This is a genomic window from Paenibacillus wenxiniae, assembly GCF_039822605.1.
Classification (GTDB): domain Bacteria; phylum Bacillota; class Bacilli; order Paenibacillales; family Paenibacillaceae; genus Saccharibacillus; species Saccharibacillus wenxiniae.
Window position 1 is genome coordinate 25,512 of record NZ_JBCGUH010000020.1, and the last position, 17,176, is coordinate 42,687.

At 46.9% G+C, this 17,176-nt stretch carries 15 protein-coding genes and 1 tRNA gene; 13 read left to right on the forward strand and 3 right to left on the reverse strand.

Annotation, left to right across the window (positions count from 1 at the left end):
- Positions 1-186: 186 nt before the first annotated feature.
- The 5 genes from AAHF22_RS21760 (at position 187) to AAHF22_RS21780 (ending at position 4,462) form a co-directional block, all read left to right on the forward strand.
- Positions 187-1,134 carry an ROK family glucokinase gene (locus tag AAHF22_RS21760; RefSeq protein ID WP_347327098.1) on the forward strand — a complete coding sequence of 316 codons (948 nt, stop codon included), beginning with the start codon at positions 187-189 and terminating at the stop codon, positions 1,132-1,134.
- 64 nt (positions 1,135-1,198) lie between these two features.
- Complete coding sequence (rapZ, locus tag AAHF22_RS21765; RefSeq protein WP_347327099.1) at positions 1,199-2,092, forward strand: RNase adapter RapZ; 894 nt, start codon at positions 1,199-1,201, stop codon at positions 2,090-2,092.
- Between the two features lie 12 nt (positions 2,093-2,104).
- Positions 2,105-3,097 (forward strand): gluconeogenesis morphogenetic factor MgfK, encoded by a 993-nt coding sequence (mgfK, locus tag AAHF22_RS21770; protein WP_347327100.1) that lies wholly within the window; start codon positions 2,105-2,107, stop codon positions 3,095-3,097.
- Positions 3,098-3,102: 5 nt separating this feature from the next.
- Positions 3,103-4,041: a DNA-binding protein WhiA gene (gene whiA / locus AAHF22_RS21775; protein ID WP_347327101.1), complete on the forward strand. Its 939-nt coding sequence runs from the start codon at positions 3,103-3,105 to the stop codon at positions 4,039-4,041.
- Between the two features lie 151 nt (positions 4,042-4,192).
- Positions 4,193-4,462, forward strand: coding sequence for an HPr family phosphocarrier protein (locus AAHF22_RS21780; protein WP_188778021.1), 270 nt, complete (start codon positions 4,193-4,195; stop codon positions 4,460-4,462).
- 245 nt (positions 4,463-4,707) lie between these two features.
- Here AAHF22_RS21780 and AAHF22_RS21785 read toward each other — a convergent pair whose 3' ends face one another.
- The gene (locus AAHF22_RS21785) at positions 4,708-5,181 is read right to left on the reverse strand and encodes a stalk domain-containing protein (protein ID WP_347327102.1); all 474 of its coding nucleotides are present in this window, start codon (positions 5,179-5,181) and stop codon (positions 4,708-4,710) included.
- Positions 5,182-5,462: 281 nt separating this feature from the next.
- Here AAHF22_RS21785 and AAHF22_RS21790 point away from each other — a divergent pair, with 281 nt between their 5' ends.
- The 3 genes from AAHF22_RS21790 (at position 5,463) to AAHF22_RS21800 (ending at position 9,271) form a co-directional block, all read left to right on the forward strand.
- A complete protein-coding gene (locus AAHF22_RS21790) occupies positions 5,463-6,218 on the forward strand; it encodes an SIMPL domain-containing protein (protein WP_347327103.1) in 756 nt (251 codons plus the stop codon).
- 385 nt (positions 6,219-6,603) lie between these two features.
- Positions 6,604-7,782 carry a PdaC/SigV domain-containing protein gene (locus AAHF22_RS21795; RefSeq protein ID WP_347327104.1) on the forward strand — a complete coding sequence of 393 codons (1,179 nt, stop codon included), beginning with the start codon at positions 6,604-6,606 and terminating at the stop codon, positions 7,780-7,782.
- A 307-nt stretch (positions 7,783-8,089) separates the two neighbouring features.
- Positions 8,090-9,271 carry a DUF3298 domain-containing protein gene (locus tag AAHF22_RS21800; protein ID WP_347327105.1) on the forward strand — a complete coding sequence of 394 codons (1,182 nt, stop codon included), beginning with the start codon at positions 8,090-8,092 and terminating at the stop codon, positions 9,269-9,271.
- Positions 9,272-9,460: 189 nt separating this feature from the next.
- Here the strand turns inward: AAHF22_RS21800 and clpP are convergent, their stop codons facing one another.
- Positions 9,461-10,057, reverse strand: a complete 597-nt coding sequence (gene clpP, locus AAHF22_RS21805) for an ATP-dependent Clp endopeptidase proteolytic subunit ClpP (protein ID WP_347327106.1) — start codon at positions 10,055-10,057, stop codon at positions 9,461-9,463.
- 376 nt (positions 10,058-10,433) lie between these two features.
- A tRNA-Arg gene (locus AAHF22_RS21810) sits at positions 10,434-10,508 on the reverse strand.
- 244 nt (positions 10,509-10,752) lie between these two features.
- Between AAHF22_RS21810 and AAHF22_RS21815 the strand changes: the two genes are divergently transcribed.
- The 5 genes from AAHF22_RS21815 to gpmI all read left to right on the forward strand — a co-directional run bounded on the left by AAHF22_RS21815 (position 10,753) and on the right by gpmI (position 16,972).
- Positions 10,753-11,781, forward strand: coding sequence for a sugar-binding transcriptional regulator (locus AAHF22_RS21815; protein ID WP_347327107.1), 1,029 nt, complete (start codon positions 10,753-10,755; stop codon positions 11,779-11,781).
- A 349-nt stretch (positions 11,782-12,130) separates the two neighbouring features.
- Positions 12,131-13,135, forward strand: a complete 1,005-nt coding sequence (gap, locus tag AAHF22_RS21820; protein WP_347327108.1) for a type I glyceraldehyde-3-phosphate dehydrogenase — start codon at positions 12,131-12,133, stop codon at positions 13,133-13,135.
- 280 nt (positions 13,136-13,415) lie between these two features.
- Entirely contained in the window at positions 13,416-14,597 is a 1,182-nt protein-coding gene (locus AAHF22_RS21825; RefSeq protein WP_347327109.1) for a phosphoglycerate kinase, read from the forward strand.
- An 80-nt stretch (positions 14,598-14,677) separates the two neighbouring features.
- Entirely contained in the window at positions 14,678-15,430 is a 753-nt protein-coding gene (tpiA, locus tag AAHF22_RS21830; protein ID WP_188778012.1) for a triose-phosphate isomerase, read from the forward strand.
- Positions 15,431-16,972, forward strand: coding sequence for a 2,3-bisphosphoglycerate-independent phosphoglycerate mutase (gene gpmI, locus AAHF22_RS21835; protein ID WP_347327110.1), 1,542 nt, complete (start codon positions 15,431-15,433; stop codon positions 16,970-16,972).
- Positions 16,973-17,176 lie beyond the last annotated feature (204 nt).

Consider the following 17,176-nt stretch of genomic DNA (forward strand, 5'->3'; position numbering starts at 1 on the left):
TCGCATTTTTAGCAGTATCCGATAGAACGGAAATGGTACAATAGTATGGAATGTACAGCCTGTGTTGCCCATGCCACAGCTCGCTTTGTCCCGATGCGGAAAGAAGCGATATGACGAAGTAGAAGACACAGTTAAAATGCATATGAATATATATCAAATTTTGAGTAGAAAAGGTGGCTCGGTTCTATGTCTGAAAATATTTACGTCGGCGTCGACCTTGGCGGTACTGCCATTAAGGTAGGCATTTGCAATCATGAAGGAGAACTGCTTCACACATACGAAGGTCCAACCGAAAAAGAAAAAGGGACCGATCGCGTGATCGACAATATCGTTAACTATGTACGTCTTATTGTTGAGCAATCGCCATATAGTTGGGATCAACTGGTGGGTGTAGGAGCAGGCGTAGCCGGCTTTACCGATCTTCGCGCAGGGGTCATTCTGCTGGCGCCGAATATCGGATTTCGTGATGTACCGATCCGGGCCATCCTTGAAGAACGTCTCGGAAAAACGATCCGCATCGATAATGATGCGAACGTAGCTGCACTTGGTGAAGCATGGAGCGGCGCAGGCAAAGGCGTGAACGACTGCGTTTGCTACACACTGGGCACCGGTGTAGGCGGTGGTATTATTATTAACGGTAAAATTTATCAAGGTTTCGCTGGATTAGCTGGCGAAATTGGTCATATTTCCGTCGTTCCCGATCTGGAAGCGATTCAATGCGGTTGCGGCAAAATGGGCTGTTTGGAAACGGTATCCTCGGCTACGGGTATTATTCGTATGGCGGTAGAAGCGGTGGAACGCGGTGATCATACAAGTCTGTCTGGCATTGAACAGATTACAGCTAAAGATATTTTTGATGCAGCCAAAGCTGGAGATGAAGTGAGTGTACGTATCGTGAATCGTGCCGCATTTTATCTGGGCAAATCGATGGCAGCTGTAGCAGCTACACTGAATCCAGAACGCTTTATTATCGGTGGCGGTGTGTCCAAAGCCGGTGATATTCTGTTCAGCAAAATTCGCGAGGTGTTTGCAGAACTGACACCGTCTCCACTACAGCAAGGTGTTGAAATCATTCCGGCTAAGCTGGGCAATGATGCAGGTATCGTTGGAGCAGCAGGCTTGCTGCTGCGTTAACATACAAGCGGTTGAAGCGACGAGACGATAGCCACATACAACGGGATAGAGAGGGGACAAAAGCATGAGCACCAGCGACAATTCAACGACGGCCACGATGGTTATCATTACCGGACTGTCTGGCGCAGGCAAGACGATTGCAGTGCAAAGCCTGGAGGATCTTGGTTTTTTCTGTGTAGATAATCTTCCACCTGTGCTAATTCCTAAGTTTGCCGAGCTGATCGAGCAGTCCAATGGCAAAATCGGCAAGGTTGCGCTTGTGATCGATTTGCGCGGCCGTGAATTTTTTGCCGCCCTCTCGGAATCATTGAACTATTTGAAAAATCATCTTACGATTCACTCGGAAATTTTGTTCCTTGAAGCAAGTGACGAAGTGCTTGTACAGCGTTATAAAGAAAGTCGTCGTCGGCATCCACTTGCACCAGAAGGAATGCCGCTCGATGGCATCCGCCTGGAGCGCAAAATGCTGGACGATCTACGAAATGCGGCGACTCAGGTGATCGATACGAGCACGACCAAGCCAGCCAAGCTGAAACAAACGATCATTGCGCATTTTTCACATCTGGAGACGAATCGGCTGTCGGTGAATATTACGTCATTTGGTTTCAAATATGGCATTCCAATCGATGCGGATCTGATCTTTGATGTACGTTTCCTACCGAATCCGCATTATATTGATACGCTGCGTCCGCATACCGGACAGGACAGCGATGTGTACGAATATGTGATGAAGTGGCCAGAAACGCAGGCGTTTTTGACGAAGCTGCTCGATATGCTTCATTTTCTCATTCCGCAATACCGTAATGAAGGCAAAAGTCAGGTCATTATCGGAATCGGTTGTACAGGCGGTAAGCACCGTTCGGTTGCCATTTCGGAATATCTTGGCCGTATGCTAGGCACCAGTGAAACCGAAACCGTGCGTGTCAGTCATCGTGATGCTGATCGTGATCGGCATTAAGGAGTGGAACCTATGTCAATTTCACAGCCGGACTTGCCCGTGCTGCGCCCACGCATCGTTGTGATGGGTGGCGGCACCGGTCTGTCTGTTATGCTGAGAGGTCTGAAAAAAAAGCCGCTCGATATTACAGCAATCGTAACGGTTGCTGATGATGGAGGAAGCTCAGGCATTCTCCGCGACGAGCTGAAAATGCCGCCCCCGGGCGACATTCGTAACGTGCTGACCGCGCTTGCAGATGTAGAGCCGCTTATGTCGGACATGCTCAAGTACCGTTTTCAAAAAGGGGAAGGGCTGGCTGGACATAGTCTGGGCAATCTCATTCTGGCGGCGATGACCGATATTTCAGGTGACTTTGTCACTGCTGTGCGTGAACTCAGTCGTGTGTTTGCTGTTCGTGGTGAAGTGTTGCCTGCCGCAGAGCAGGCGGTTATCCTGCATGCCGAAATGGAAGATGGCGAGATCGTCACCGGCGAGTCCAAGATTCCGGAAGCGGGCAAGCGGATCAAACGTATTTTCCTTGAACCGGATCACGTGGAGCCGTTGCCAGAGGCGGTGCAGGCGATTCAGCAGGCGGACGCGATTCTAATCGGTCCGGGTAGCCTGTATACGAGTCTATTGCCGAATTTGCTTGTGCCCAAGCTGGCGGATGCGATTCTAGCGTCTAATGCGTTGCGGTTGTTCATCTGTAATGTGATGACACAGCCCGGCGAAACTGACAACTACGCGGTCAGTGACCATTTAAATGCGATCTATGAACATGTTGGACATCGGCTGTTCGACTATGTACTCGTGAATAATGAGCCGATTCCGCTGCGCGTGCAAAAGCGTTATGCAGAGCAAGGTGCCAAGCCGGTCAAGCTGGACCAGGATGAGGTGGAAGCGATGGGCTATCGGATCATCGCTGACAAAATGGTGATGTACGGCACGTACCTGCGACATGACGCAGAGATGCTCAGCCATCACATTTATGAACAGGTGAAGAAACATATTTTATCGAAAGGGTGAGTCCATTGTCATTTGCGGCGCAAACCAAAAAAGAATTGACTATGATCGAAGCGGATGACTGCTGTGAGCAGGCAGAGCTGTCGGCCTTAATTCGGATGAACGGTTCCGTGCAGGTGTCCAACAAAAAGATTATACTGGACATTTCCACGGAGAATGCCGCAATTGCAAGACGGATTTATTCCCTGATCAAAAAGCATTTTGCGGTCCATACCGAGCTGCTTGTACGCAAAAAAATGCGGCTGAAAAAGAACAATGTATACATCGTCCGGATTCCGGCAGGTGTACAGGAAATTTTGAGTCAATTAAAAATTGTGTCCGAAGGTTTTATGTTCACCCCTGGCATTAATAAGCAGATGGTGAGTAAAACATGTTGCAAGCGTGCTTACCTGCGTGGTGCTTTTATGGCAGGTGGCTCGGTGAATAACCCGGAAGGCTCCTCCTATCATCTGGAGATTGCATCCATGTATGAAGAGCAGTGCCAGGCACTTGTTGATCTGGCGAATGAATTCGATCTGAATGCGCGTTGTATCGAACGCAAAAAAGGCTTTATTTTATACATTAAGGAAGGCGAGAAAATTATCGAATTTCTGAGCATTATCGGAGCGCATCAAGCGTTGTTTAAATTTGAAGACGTGCGTATTATGCGTGATATGCGTAATTCGGTTAATCGGATCGTCAATTGTGAGACGGCAAACTTAAACAAAACGATCGGGGCGGCGGTACGCCAGATCGATAATATTCGTCTGATCCAGCGTCATCTGGGTTTGGAGCAGTTGCCAGACAAGCTGCGCGAAGTTGCAGAAATTCGCTTAGCTCATCCCGACATGAACTTGAAGGAAGTGGGCGAAATGCTCAAAGGCGGCGTGAGCAAGTCCGGCGTCAATCACCGACTGCGTAAAATTGACGAGCTGGCGGAAAAGGTACGTAACGAGCATCTGGTATAAAATATCTACTATGCGTAATGATGCTTTATTTTTTTCTGATAAAGCGCATGTTATAATAATGTAGTATGATGAATAAGTGTCAATATTGAAGGCATCAGTGTAATACACTTATAAATTGCAATGAATACGTATTTTAGGGGGTAATTGTCACATGATCAAACACCCGGTAGTGGTTCGCTTGAAAACGGGATTACACGCAAGACCTGCGGCACTTTTTGTACAGGAAGCGAATAAATATTCTTCTGAGATTTTCGTGGAAAAAGACGACAAAAAAGTTAACGCTAAAAGTATTATGGGGATTATGAGCCTTGCGATCAGCTCGGGTACTGAAGTGTACATCAGTGCTGAAGGTGCGGATGCAGAATCTGCTGTAAACGCTTTAGTTGGCCTGGTAAGCAAAGAAGAACTGGAAAACCAATAAAAAAAGCCCTTCATCCGTTGTTGAAAGGCCGGGACCGTCACCATAGGGTGGCGGTTTTTTTGGTATTTGTATTTGATTGGGTCTGTTGTATTTGAATGAAACGCCAGTCCATATTTGCTTATAGGGTAAGACCGGACATACAAAGAATTCGAGCTAAACAGCGGATGCATCATGTCGTCAGGTCTAATTTTTCGCAGAAATTAGCAGAAATCATTTAAAGAGATTAAGAGGACATAAAAAGTTACCTACTCCTCTAAGAAAATTCCCTTTTTCGCAAAATTAAGCTTCACCTGAGTCGCATTCCACGAGCTTTGATAGCCGAAGCCATCGCGCAGCACGGTAAACGGCACATACATACGGCCATTGATGACCTGTGCATCCGGGCCTTTCCACTGATGATTGTTCAGACGGATTTTTACGCCATCCGTACTCATAATCATATCGATCTGATCATCATTTTGCAGTAGTGTATACGTTTTAACTGTCGGCTCATAGCGGAGTGTCACTCCGATCGAGTCGCGCAGTAACACAACAGGAATCATCGTGCTGCCTTCAATGAGCAGACCATTTTGCGGAAGACGAGTACCGTTCCACTCCAGCTTGACTTCGCGTGGTGTAGCGGTAACAGGTGCTGCACTTGCTGCTGGAATCAGGCTACAGAGCAGTAGTACACTTGCCAGGAGTAGGATGGAACTCCGTACAAATTTCTTTTTTAACATGGTGACGCTCCCCTCTTTGTGTTATCCCTGTCTCCTGTGGTACAAGCGTGGCGCTATTCACCGGGCGGGATTATTTGTGATGATACTGGAATCATGTGCCTTTTGATGTGTGCGATAATCTGTGCCGAGTCTGGGACAAGCCTTGCTACATCTAGCCTGTGGGCATCCGAATTAGCAATCAAGCCCTTTTACTATATATACCCTAAATTAACGGGATATGTTGCAACATTCGCTTTTACCTAAGCGTTTACTAGGTATAAAGACGAAAGGGTGAAGCGATAATGAAAAAAACTAAATCTATAGCCTCCCTGTTGCTCGCAGTCACATTGCTTACAGGTGTGATGATGAGTGTTGCCTTGCCAGGAGCAAGCTCAGCGTATGCGGCGGAGACTACACAGGCTGCACCAGCTACAGGAGTCATCAATGTAAGCGGAAATGGCAAGCTGTCTGTAAAGCCTGACATTGCGTATGTATCGATTGGCGCACAAACTACGGCAACTACAGCTGCTAAGGCACAAGCATCCAATGCACAGAAAATGAGTAAGCTGACCGCATTGCTCAAAAAATGGTCGATTCCACAGGCAGATATTCAAACCGTGCAATTCTATGTTCAGCCTAACTACAACTATAACGACAAGGACGGGCAAAAAGTTACAGGTTATACGGCATATCATACGCTGGAAGTAAAATATCGTGATCTGGATAAGATCGGTGAGCTGCTGGATGACGCATCTGCTGCGGGCGCAAACAATGTCGGCTCTGTAAACTTCGATGTCGAAAACCCACAAACCTATGAAGATCAAGTCATTGCCAAAGCGATGAAAGATGCAGCATCCAAAGCGGGTTCGATCGCCAAAGCAGCGAATCGCACACTTGGCGAATTGCTGTCCGTAAGCGATTCCGGATCGGTTACGCCTCCAATCGTGATGCAACGTGCCGAAGCAACAATGGATGGTGCTAAAAGCTCCGGTACTTCGATTCAGCCAGGTATGATTGAGTTGAATACGACGCTGACTGTACAATACGCAATGAAATAAACAGTTACAGCAGGAGATGTCAATTTCGTAAAATGCAAGTACGATCTGCACAGTCATAACAGTCGTCCGAATTCGGATGCTGGTTGTGGCTGTGCATTTTTGTTTCAATGCTTGAACGGTAAAGGTAATACGTAGCATTACTCACATCGTTTCAGTATAATCCCTGTTTGCCAAACCGGACATATCTGAAAAATGGAAACTTTATTACGCCTTCGTATACGATTTGAATCAGCTGTTTTATTTACAATTTTCTTACTTTTAGCAATATGCGCATGTCGATGTTGTCACTCTGTTTTAAGCAGTTTGTAAATCAAGTGCGCAGCAATTTAGTTATACTGGGCAATGTTGAGACGAACTTTGAATGAATGAACAGGAGAGATGGATAATGGACAAGCAATATACGCTGAAAAACACCAACTACCTCAAAAAAATATCTGCACTGGTGCTGGCAACTACGATGGCAGCGGCAGGTACAATCGCTATTTTACCTGGCAGCACAGCTTCCGTATACGCTGCAACGACAAGCCAGAAAGTGAATAAATCGGTTGTGAATGTACAGGTCGAAGGCAAAGCTGTAGCAACACAGGGCATGCTCAGTAAAGCCGGCAAAACGCTGGTGCCGCTGAAAGACGCCGCGAAGGCGCTGGGTGCTACGGTTACTTATGATGCCAAAACACATAATGTTATCGTTACAAAGGGCAAGCAAACTTCTTCTTATACGATCTACAGTGATGCCCATACCGACAATGTGTTTGTCACATTTAATGGCGGTATGCTGGGGGAAAGTTATGACGGTCAGGTTGTAAAAGGGGTATCCTACGTGGAAGCGAAAGCATTATCGGAGCCATTTGGCTACCGTACCGTATGGAACAAAGCGACCAACACGGTGAACTTTACTACCGTAGGCATCAATAACGTCACGGTAACCCCAACAAAGCTGGCTGATCCGATCCAAAATAAATACACAACTGTCAATGTGATCTATCCAGTTGTATCTGGTCTGGACAACGAAGCTGCGCAAACGGCGATCAACAAAGCGCTCAAAGCACATTTTGATCAGTATCTGGCAGGCATGAAAAAGCAAGTGGAAGAAGCAGGTGCTCCTTACTCCAAAGACTTGAGCTATGAAATTGATGGCGGTTACCGAGTAACATACAATCAGAACGGTGTGATCAGCTTCCTGCTGACCGATTATCAGTTCCTCGGTGGTGCTCATGGCGATGATCTACTGACAGGTATGACCTTCTCACTTAAAGATGGTAAAGCAATCAAACTGGATGATCTGCTGAAATCGAACGCTTCGTACCGTCAAGATATCAAAAAATTGCTGCAAGCCGATATTAAAAAACAGAGCGATACAATGGGCTATTCACTGGAACAATTTAACGAGTTGAGCAAAAACTCCAGCAGCTACCTGAACAACTATTACCTGAACGACAGTGGCTTCACGGTTTTCTTCCAAAAATATGATATCGCACCAGGCGTATCCGGTAGCCCAGAGTTTAACTTTACTTTCGGTCAGCTATTGAAGTCAGGTATGAATCCACTGAAAGATTTTAAATAAAAGCTTTTGCTATAAAGTACAACTCGTATGATGAGTTATACATGCATACAAAAAGCTGCAACTATCTTATTTCGTTGCAGCTTTTGCATGTCTGTAATTCGTTTGTCAATGCCATGTATATGCTGATTCGGCTTGTTGGCAGATCGTTTCGTACGCAATCTTGAAAATGAATCTATAGTTAGCGTTTCAGTACAGGTCATGACGTTTGCATGTCGATCGTATGACATACATTGTGGGTGACTGATCCATCCTGGGCGTGTCAACTTGCTTTGCTTATACGCATCCCCAGTAAAAAAATACTAAAGAAATGAACACACCAGATCCAATGAACAATACGACCCGTCTCCCCAAAATGGCTGCGCTGGTCTTAGCAGCAACGCTGGCGACAACAGGTACAATCGCTATTTTGCCTGGAAATACAGGGTCTGTCTATGCAGCAACGACCAGTCATAACATGAACACGTCTATTGTGCATGTACAGGTAGAAGGGAAAGCGATCTCGACACAGGGCATTCTCGGCAAAACAGGTAAAACGCTTATACCGTTAAAAGAAGCAGCGAAAGCGCTAGGTGCCACCGTTACATATGATGCGAAAACACGGACCGTGATCGTAACGAAAGGCAAGCAAATTTCCACATACCTCCTATATACCGATGGAGGCGCAAAAGATAATCTGTTCGTTACATTCAACAGCAGCGAACTGGGCGATACGTATGATAGTCAGGTTATTAAAGGCACAACCTATGTGGAAACGAAAGCATTGTCTGAGCCATTCGGTTATCGTACTGTATGGGACAAAGCGACGAATACGGTGATTGTGACGACAGCGGGTATGAACGCCATCACGATCACACCGACAACGTTGGCTCATTCGATCAACAATACATATACAAATGTAAACTTCACGTATCCGGTCATCTCTGGTTTAACAAATGAAGCTGCTCAAACGAAGATCAATAACGCATTGAAAGCGCATGTTGAGCAATGGATGGCTACAATGGACAAGCAGATTCAGGAAGCGGGTAAGCCCGTTTCGCCAAGCATGCAATATGAAGGGGATAGCGGCTATAAAGTCAGCTATAACCAGAATGGTGTGATCAGCTTCCTGCTGTATGACTATGGATATCTCGGCGGTGCACATGGTGGAGAGACGTTAACAGGTATGACGTTCTCACTCCAGGACGGTAAAGCGCTGAAATTGAATGATCTGCTGAAGTCGAATGCTTCGTATCGTCAGGATCTCAAACAGCTGCTGCAAAATGAAATTAAAAAGCAAGATGGCGCGGAAGACGGTACACTGGATTCGTTTAACGAACTGTCCAAAAATTCTAGTGCTTATCTGGATGATTACTACCTGACGGACAGTGGCTTTACGATCTTCTTCCAGCAATATGCGATTGCGCCGTATGCAGCAGGTACTCCAGAATTTCATTTTACTTTTAATCAGCTACTGAAAGCCGGTACGAATCCGCTAAAAGCGTATCAATAACGATATAGGAGATGCTATTTGATCATCATATATACCTGTACGATGAATAGATTGCATATAACAGCATACAAAATAGAATACACGCAACATCGTAAATACAATATACACAACATCATAAATACAAAAAAGCTGCAACGGCTCATTCCGTTGCAGCTTTTTCCTGTTATTCTACCTGTGCAGAGGTCGTTATTACACGCCCTGTGGAGGTGTTTTTTCGATGACTTTATCGATCAGACCATAATCAGCAGCTTCAGCAGCCGTCATAAAATAGTCACGATCGGTATCGCGCTCGATACGTTCCAGCGGTTGACCGGTACGATCAGCCAGGATTTTGTTCAGCTTATCGCGCATTTTCAGAATGCGACGTGCTCTGATTTCGATATCGGTCGCTTGACCTTGTGCACCACCGAGTGGTTGGTGAATCATCACTTCACTGTTTGGCAATGCAAAGCGCTTGCCTTTGGCACCAGCATTCAGCAGGAACGCGCCCATGCTTGCTGCCATACCGACACAGATCGTGGACACATCGGCTTTGATGAATTGCATTGTATCATAAATGGCCATCCCTGCCGTGATTGAACCACCAGGGCTGTTAATGTAAAGGTGAATATCTTTTTCCGGGTCTTCGGCTTCCAGGAACAGCATTTGTGCAATAATCGCATTCGCTACAACATCATTAACTTCCGAACCTAGAAAGATGATGCGGTCTTTCAGCAAACGGGAATAAATATCGTAAGCGCGTTCGCCTCGACTGCTCTGTTCTACGACCATAGGGATATAACTCACTAGAAACCCTCCTCAAATTACGATCATCGTAAATGTCATTATATAGTGGAATCTCTGGTCAAACAATGACAAGAATCAATTGTTCTTACCACATTATAGGGCAGTTCAAACTAAAAGTCAAAGAAAGTCAAACTATCCGCCCTAAAAATGCCTAATTTACTGGAAATTGGGTTAATAGAAGAAGGAGCCTGCTTATTTTGCATCTACAGCCACATATAAAAATAACCAGCATCTGCTGGTTAACGTGCGTTTCCACGATTCATACATGGAAATAATATGTATTTAACAAATATCTGGTATAACTAATACTGGAACACTGTGCGACAGGATGATTATTCTTTTCCGAATATCTTCTCCATCATGTTGTGAAACTAAGTGGCGCGCCCGCCAAGAATCGAACTTGGATCTCAGGCTTCGGAGGCCTACGTCATATCCATTGGACCACGGGCGCAAATAAGCAACAGCAAGAATGATTATAGATGAAAGAACTTTAAAAAGCAAGGTAGCCCTTACAAAATGTATTACGCCAACCTTCCACAAATAGTTGTCATCTATACTTGCTTCTGCATCGAAAATTGGTTAATATAGATGTGGGACTTAAAAAGTTATGCTGGGACATTTTGAGTCCAAATACCAAAGCCTGGTTAAATGAAATGAGATTACACTGAGCGAGATAAGTTGCAGGAGTGGAAAGCATGCGCAAATTATTGGAAATACAAAAGCAGCTTCTGCCCGATCTCACTGACGTACTAAAAAAAAGATACGCGATTTTACATCAGGTTATGATGACGGGGTTAGTTGGACGCAGATCACTTGCCGCTTCGCTCAACATGACGGAGCGTGTGCTGCGCGCTGAAACTGATCTACTCAAGGCGCAGGGACTGCTGGAGATTGAGAGCACGGGAATGCGTGTTAGCGATGCAGGCAGACAACTGCTTGAAGAGCTTGAGCCATTAATGGAAGAGCTACTTGGTTTATCCGTTCTGGAAGATCGTATCCGCGAGGCTTACGGACTACAGCAGGTCACCATTGTGCCTGGAGACAGCGACACTTCGGTTAGTACGAAGCAGAATCTGGGACGAGCAGGCGCACGAGCACTGCTCAGTGTGATGCGCGACGATGATATTGTGGCTGTAACCGGCGGTTTTACGCTGGCTGAGGTGGCGGAGCAATTGAATCCAACCTTACCAGCTCCGCTCAGGGATGCCTGGTTCGTTCCGGCAAGAGGCGGACTTGGCGAAAATATGGAATACCAGGCGAATTCCATCGTATCCACGATGGCGAAGCGGGTTGGCGCGCAGTACCGGCTGCTGCATGTACCTGACCTGCTACGAAGAGACGCTTATGAGCTGCTGTACGAGGATGAGAATGTACGAGAGATTGTCGAATTCATCCGCCGTGCACGTATTATTATTCATGGCATCGGTGATGCGATGGAGATGGTACGCCGTCGTCGCCTTGATCCACAGCTTGTCGAAGAGATTCGCGAAGCAGGCGCAGTAGCGGAATCGTTTGGGCATTATTTTAATGCCGAAGGGCAAACCGTGCATCACATGTTGACGCTCGGTTTGCAGCTGGAAGATATCGCTAATGCGGAAGTGGTGATCGGTATCGCTGGCGGACGCAGCAAAGCACAATCGATTCACGCTGTACTTAAATTCGGCCAGGAAGATATTCTGGTCATCGACGAGGCTGCTGCACGGGAGATCGTGAAGGAGTTGTAAGCTACGGCTACATTCCTGTTTCCGGCAGCCGCCCGCAGAAACATGTACTGTTATAGTGTTAGTGAATTTCGAACACGGGGTTCAATGAAAAATGATTTTTGCGATAGCAAAATATCTTACTGTTTCAGTGTTAGTGAATTTCTAACGTGAGGATCAGTAAAGAGTGATTTTTGCCAAGCAAAATATTTTACTGTTCTAGTGTTAGCGAATTTCGAACACGGGTGAACGGAAAAAGGATTTTTGCGATAGCAAAATATCGTACTATTATTATCACTGTCTCGACAGGCTCATGTAGCCTTGTCTTGATTGCATAAATTTCAACAAACTTATTTCTAGGAGGAATTAACTCATGGTTAAAGTTGGTATTAATGGTTTTGGACGTATTGGACGCCTTGCTTTCCGTCGTATTCAAGACGTAGCAGGTATTGAAGTTGTAGCAATTAACGATTTGACAGATGCTAAAATGCTGGCACATCTTTTGAAATATGATACAACACAAGGTAAATTCAACGGTGACGTTGAAGTACATGACGGTTTCTTCAAAGTAAACGGTAAAGAAGTTAAAGTTCTGGCTAACCGTAACCCTGAAGAACTGCCGTGGGGCGAGCTGGGCGTAGACATCGTTCTGGAATGTACTGGTTTCTTCACAACAAAAGAAAGTGCTGAGCTTCACCTGAAAGCTGGCGCTAAACGTGTTGTTATCTCCGCTCCAGCAACTGGCGACATGAAAACAATCGTTTACAACGTTAACCACGAAATTCTGGATGGTACAGAAACAGTTATCTCCGGCGCATCTTGCACAACAAACTGCCTGGCACCTATGGCAAAAACACTGCAAGACAAATTCGGCGTTGTTGAAGGCCTGATGACTACAATTCACGCTTACACTGGCGACCAAAACACACTGGATGCACCACACGCTAAAGGTGACTTCCGTCGTGCTCGCGCAGCAGCTGAAAACATCATCCCTAACTCCACTGGTGCTGCTAAAGCAATCGGTCTGGTTATCCCTGAATTGCAAGGTAAACTGGATGGTGGCGCACAACGCGTTCCAGTAGCAACTGGTTCCCTGACTGAGCTGGTAACGGTTCTGGAGAAACACGTAACAGTTGACGAAGTAAACGCAGCAATGAAAGAAGCTTCTGACCCAGAAACTTACGGCTACACAGAAGACGAAATCGTATCTTCCGATATTAAAGGTATGACTTTCGGTTCCCTGTTCGATGCTACACAAACTCGCGTTCTGACTGTTGGCGACAAGCAACTGGTTAAAACTGTAGCTTGGTATGACAATGAAATGTCTTACACTGCACAACTCGTTCGCACGCTGGAATACTTCGCAAACAAAGGCTGATCCAGCCCTCTAGCTGAAATAAATATTAATTCCATAAAGCGGAAACAGAGCTCATTTGTTTCCGCTTTTTCTAAGTTGAATACTCACCGGGAGTGTTTGACCGTCTGAAAGGCGATGCCTGACGGATGCCGGGGTGAATGGAATATCGGCATGATGCCGGCGGCGAAGATGGTGCAGAATCAGCAGTAGCACAGGGATATTGTTTCCCTGTCTGCTGTACATATCGGCGGCTATTTTCGCCCGGCGCATGCTCCAAACTATGGGCATGGAGGAACGACTAATGAACAAAAAAAGTGTACGTGATGTAGAAGTAGCTGGCAAAGTGGTATTTGTACGTGTGGATTTTAACGTACCGATGGAAGATGGCAAAATTACAGATGACAAGCGTATTCGTGAAACGCTGCCAACGATCAATTTCCTGATCGAAAAAGGCGCGAAAGTGCTGCTGGCAAGTCACCTGGGTCGTCCAAAAGGCGAAGTCGTTGAATCGATGAGATTGACTGCTCCAGCGGAGCGTCTGTCCGAACTGCTGGGTAAACCGGTAGCCAAAGCTGACGAATCAACTGGTGATGCAGTAAAAGCACAAATCGCTGACATGAACGATGGCGATGTACTTGTACTGGAAAACGTTCGTTTCCATGCAGGCGAAGAGAAAAACGATCCAGAACTGGCAAAAGCATTTGCTGAGCTGGCAGATCTGTTCGTTAACGATGCCTTTGGCGCGGCTCACCGTGCACATGCTTCGACAGAAGGTATCGCGCATCACCTGCCAGCAGTAGCTGGTCTGCTGATGGAGAAAGAACTGGATGTACTCGGTAAAGCGCTGAACAATCCAGAGCGTCCTTTCACAGCGATCGTTGGTGGTTCCAAAGTAAAAGACAAAATCGATGTGATCGACAACCTGCTGAACCTGGCAGACAACGTCATTATCGGTGGCGGTCTGTCCTACACATTCATGAAAGCTCAAGGTCATGAAGTAGGTCAATCCCTGCTGGACGAAAGCAAGCTGGACGTAGCTCTGGGCTTCATCGAAAAAGCAAAACAACTGGGCAAAAACTTCTATCTGCCAGTTGATATCGTGATCTCTGACGATTTCAGCGCAGATGCGAACACTCGTATCGTTGAAGTTGGCGACATCCCTGCGGATTGGGAAGGCATCGACATCGGTCCAAAAACACGTGAGATCTACGCTGACGTGATCAAAAACTCCAAACTGGTCGTTTGGAACGGACCAATGGGCGTATTTGAAATCGAGCCATTCTCCCACGGTACACGTGCGGTAGCAGAAGCTTGCGCAACAACAGACGCTTACACTGTCATCGGTGGTGGCGATTCCGCAGCAGCAGCTGAGAAATTCCACCTGGCTGACAAAATGGATCATATTTCCACAGGTGGCGGCGCTTCGCTGGAATTCATGGAAGGTAAGGCACTTCCAGGCGTTGTGGCACTGAACGATAAATAAGTTTACAATAAAAGCAGTATGCACGCCGCACACCATCGTGAGGCGGCGTGCAAGTATGGAATAGAAGGAGTGATACTTCAGTGAGAACACCAATCATTGCCGGCAACTGGAAAATGTTCAAAACCGTTCCGGAAGCTCAAGCATTCATCGAAGGCATCAAGGGCAAAGCAGAAGTAGAAGGCGTAGAGAGTGTAATCTGTGCACCATTTACAAACCTGCCTGCACTGGTTGAAGCTGTAAAAGGCACCTCCATCAAAATCGGCGCGCAAAACCTTCATTTTGAAGACAACGGCGCATTCACAGGTGAAATCAGCGGCGTGATGCTGAAAGACCTGGGTGTGGACTATGTGATCATCGGTCACTCCGAGCGTCGTCAATATTTTGCTGAAACGGACGAAATCGTGAACAAGAAAGCACATGCTGCCTTCCGTCACGGCCTGACTCCAATCGTATGTGTTGGCGAAAAGCTGGAAGAGCGCGAAGCTGACCAAACGAAAGATGTATGTAAAGTACAAACCGAAGGCGCACTGGCTGGCCTGAGCGAAGAGCAAGCGAAAGCAACGGTTATCGCTTACGAGCCAATCTGGGCAATCGGAACAGGCAAATCTTCTACTTCCGCTGATGCGAATGAAGTAATCTCTTACATTCGTGGCGTAGTCAAAGACCTGTACAACGAAGAAGTAGCTAACGCGGTTCGTATTCAATACGGCGGTAGCGTAAAACCGGAGAACGTGAAGGAGTACATGGGACAAAGCGACATCGACGGAGCACTCGTTGGCGGCGCAAGTCTACAGCCTGAATCTTACATCGCGCTCGTTGAGGGGGCGAAGTAAATGGCTGTACCAAAACCAGTAGCTCTGATCATTATGGACGGTTTCGGTCTGCGTGCAGAAGTCGAAGGCAACGGTGTTGCTCAGGCGAAAAAGCCGAACTATGACCGTTACATGTCACAATACCCCCATACAACACTGACAGCTTGCGGCGAAGCGGTAGGTCTGCCAGATGGCCAAATGGGTAACTCCGAAGTGGGTCACTTGAATATCGGCGCAGGTCGCACGGTATATCAAGATTTGACTCGCATCTCCAAATCGATCCGTGACGGCGAATACTTCCAAAACGAAGCAATCGTCGGCGCATTCGAAAATGCCAAAACAAACGGCAAAAAGCTGCATTTGTTTGCACTGTTGTCCGATGGTGGCGTACACAGCCATATCGAGCACCTATTTGCTACGTTGGAAATGGCGAAAAAGCAAGACTTTCACGATGTGCTGATCCACGTATTCCTGGACGGTCGCGATGTAGCACCAGATAGCGGTAAAGGCTTTATGGAGCAATTGATCGAAAAGATCAGCTCCATCGGCGTTGGTACAATTGCCAGCGTACAGGGTCGTTACTATGCAATGGATCGCGACAAGCGTTGGGAACGTGTAGAGAAAGCATTCCGTGCGATCGCTTATGGCGAAGGCCCGCAGTTTGTTGATCCACTGGGCGTTGTTACCGCTTCTTATAAAGAAGAAGTATACGATGAGTTCGTGGTTCCGGCTGTGATTGTGGATGGCGAAAGCCAGCCGGTAGGTACCGTGAACGACGGTGACTCTATCGTGTTCCTGAACTTCCGTCCTGACCGTGCTATTCAGCTGTCTCAAGCATTTACACAACCGGATTTTGCCGGCTTTGAGCGCGGCAGCTATCCGAAAAACCTGTATTATGTTTGTCTGACCACTTATAGCGCAACGGTACAAGGCCATATTGCCTTCGGACCGAAAAGTCTCGACAATACGCTGGGCGAAGTGCTTGTACAGCACGGTAAAAAGCAACTGCGTATTGCTGAAACGGAAAAATATCCGCACGTTACGTTCTTCTTTAGCGGCGGACGCGATGTAGAGCTGGAAGGCGAAACTCGTATTCTGATCAACTCACCAAAAGTGGCAACGTATGATCTGCAACCGGAGATGAGCGCATACGAAGTAGCCGATGCCTGCGTAGCGGAGATCGAAGCGGAAAGACAGGATGTGATTATCCTGAACTTCGCTAACCCGGATATGGTAGGTCACTCCGGTAAGCTGGAGCCGACGATCAAAGCCGTGGAAACCACTGACGAATGTGTTGGACGTGTCGTTGAAGCGATCCTGGCCAAAGGCGGCGTGGCGCTGATTACAGCTGACCACGGTAACGCTGAAACCGAGATCGACGAAGACGGTCGCCCGCAAACGTCGCACACAACGAACCCGGTTCCGTTTATCGTAACCGATCCTAATGTTGTGCTGCGTGAAGGCGGCATCCTGGGTGATATCGCCCCTACGATTCTCGACCTGCTCAGCATTGATAAACCACAGGAAATGACCGGTACATCGATCATTTCCAGTCGCAAATAAGTACGCTTCTGCATACGACTGCGATTTGCGCAGAAGTAGTGAATTCGTTATGAACGAACCGTGTAGCTGGCATGCGATTAACATGCTCGTCATGTTCCGCTGAAATCGCCTGTCTGCTGCTATGGCGCGTTCCACATATAAGGATGGACGGCAGTCTCTGTCCCCATCCGCTCAAACTTATCCAAGTGAAGGAGACTTTTGAAT